Annotated in this window: 4 protein-coding genes; all 4 read right to left on the bottom strand. The window is 70.8% G+C overall.

Annotated elements, in window-relative coordinates:
• Nucleotides 1–41: 41 nt before the first annotated feature.
• Nucleotides 42–611, bottom strand: coding sequence for a GAF domain-containing protein (locus CCN56_RS37895; protein ID WP_041132188.1), 570 nt, complete (start codon nt 609–611; stop codon nt 42–44).
• A complete protein-coding gene (locus tag CCN56_RS37890) occupies nt 608–1,231 on the bottom strand; it encodes an ATP/GTP-binding protein (RefSeq protein WP_086832215.1) in 624 nt (207 codons plus the stop codon). Before CCN56_RS37890 ends, CCN56_RS37895 begins: the two co-directional genes overlap by 4 nt.
• A complete protein-coding gene (locus CCN56_RS37885; protein ID WP_041132186.1) occupies nt 1,209–1,580 on the bottom strand; it encodes a DUF742 domain-containing protein in 372 nt (123 codons plus the stop codon). The genes CCN56_RS37890 and CCN56_RS37885 overlap by 23 nt, the downstream gene beginning before the upstream one ends.
• Before the next feature lie 2 nt (nt 1,581–1,582).
• The coding region (locus CCN56_RS37880; protein ID WP_086832214.1) for a roadblock/LC7 domain-containing protein at nt 1,583–1,886 on the bottom strand (304 nt) is incomplete at its 5' end.

Below are 1,886 nucleotides of genomic sequence, written 5' to 3'. Positions count from 1 at the left end.
TGCCGTACCGGGGCTCCCGGGCGTTCATGGGACCCTGCGGGTCAGAACATGCCGTCCTCACGGCGGTGGATCTGCTCCACGAGCTCCGCCGCCATCGCCTTGATCGTCTCCAGACCGGCCCGCCCCCACGGCCGTACGTCGGTGTCGACCACGCAGATGGTGCCGAGGGCGACACCGGTACGGTCTATCAGCGGCGCCCCCATGTAGGAGCGGATGCCGATCTCGTCCACGACCGGGTTCCCCGCGAAGCGCGGGTAGTCGCAGACGTCCTCGAGGACGAGCGCCTTGCGCCGCACCACCACGTGCGGGCAGTAGCCGTGGTCACGGGCCATGAAGCGGCCGACGCCGCCACCCGCGGCGGCCGCGCCCAGGTCGCTGCCGGAGTGGGTGCCCTCGGGGGTGTGGAGCCCCGCGAAGAACTGCCGGTTCTCGTCGATGAAGTTCACCATGGAGAACGGGGCGCCGGTCACCTCGGCGAGCCGGTGGGCGAAATCGTCGAACGCCGGGTCCGGCCGCTCCCCCAGACCGAGTTCGCGCAGCCGCTGCACGCGGGCGGGCGCGTCCTTGTCGATGGGGGTCAGCAGGAGATGACCGGTCGGGTCGTAGGTCATGGCGTTGCTCCGTAGCTCGGCACGGTGTCCGGGATGGTGGTGAGCAGATGCTGGACGAGGGTCAGCAGGGTGCGGATGCCGGAGCTGGAGATCCGGGCGTCGCAGAGGACGACCGGCACCTCCGGCTTGAGGTCGAGGGCGGCCCGTACCTCGTCCGGTTCGTAGCGGTAGGCGCCGTCGAACTCGTTGACCGCCACGATGAACTGGATCCCGCGCCGTTCGAAGAAGTCCACGGCGGAGAAGCACTCCTGGAGCCTGCGGGTGTCCGCGAGGACGATCGCTCCGAGCGCTCCCTCGGAGAGCTCGTCCCACATGAACCAGAAGCGCTCCTGGCCGGGGGTGCCGAAGAGGTACAGGACGTGGCGGTTGTCGAGCGTGATGCGGCCGAAGTCCATGGCGACGGTGGTCGTCGTCTTGGATTCCACGCCCTCCAGGCTGTCGGTGGCCGCGCTGACCGAGGTGAGCAGCTCCTCGGTGCTCAGCGGTTCGATCTCGCTGACCGCGCCCACGAGGGTCGTCTTGCCCACGCCGAATCCGCCCGCCACCAGGATCTTGAGCGCGGTGGGGAACGGGTCGGTCGCGAAACTGTCGTGGCGCTCAGAGCCGTTGTCGTAGGCCATCGAGCACTGCCTCCAGCAAGGAACGGTCGGTTGGATTGGCGTGGAAGCGGGGCGCCCGGGCGGTCAGCGCCCCGCAGTCCACGAGGTCGGAGAGCAGGACCTTGGTGACGACGGCCGGCAGTCGTAAGTGCGCCGCGATCTCGGCCACCGAGGTGGGCCCGTCGCACAGCCCGAGGGCCAGGCTGTGCTCGGGACCCATGTGCGCCTGCGGCATCGAGCCGGTCGCCATCACCAGGGACAGCAGGTCCAGGGCGGTGGTCGGCTTGGTCCGGCCGCCGCTCACGGTGTACGGGCGGATCAACCGCCCGGCCGCGTCGTCGAGCCAGGGTCCTTCCTGATGGGACGTCACGTCTACTGCCCGAGACCGCCCACCGCGCCGGCGGCCTGCCGGGCGGGGGTGACCAGGTACGGCCGGACGCTCTTGACGAGCATCGCCATCTCGTAGCCGAGGACGGCGGCGTCCGCCTCGCGCCCGGCGAGGACGGCCAGGCAGGTGCCGGAGCCCGCGGTGGAGACGAACAGGAGGGTGGAGTCGAGCTCCACGACCACCTGGCGGACCTCGCCGCCGTCCCCGAACCGGGCGCCCGCGCTGCGGCCGAGCGAGTAAAGGCCGGAGGCGAGGGCTGCCATGTGGTCGGCGGCGTCGGGGTCGAGG

The sequence above is a fragment of the Streptomyces sp. NRRL B-24572 genome, assembly GCF_002156145.1.
GTDB lineage: Bacteria > Actinomycetota > Actinomycetes > Streptomycetales > Streptomycetaceae > Streptomyces > Streptomyces vietnamensis.
This window is presented reverse-complemented; position numbering and strand designations above follow the sequence as displayed.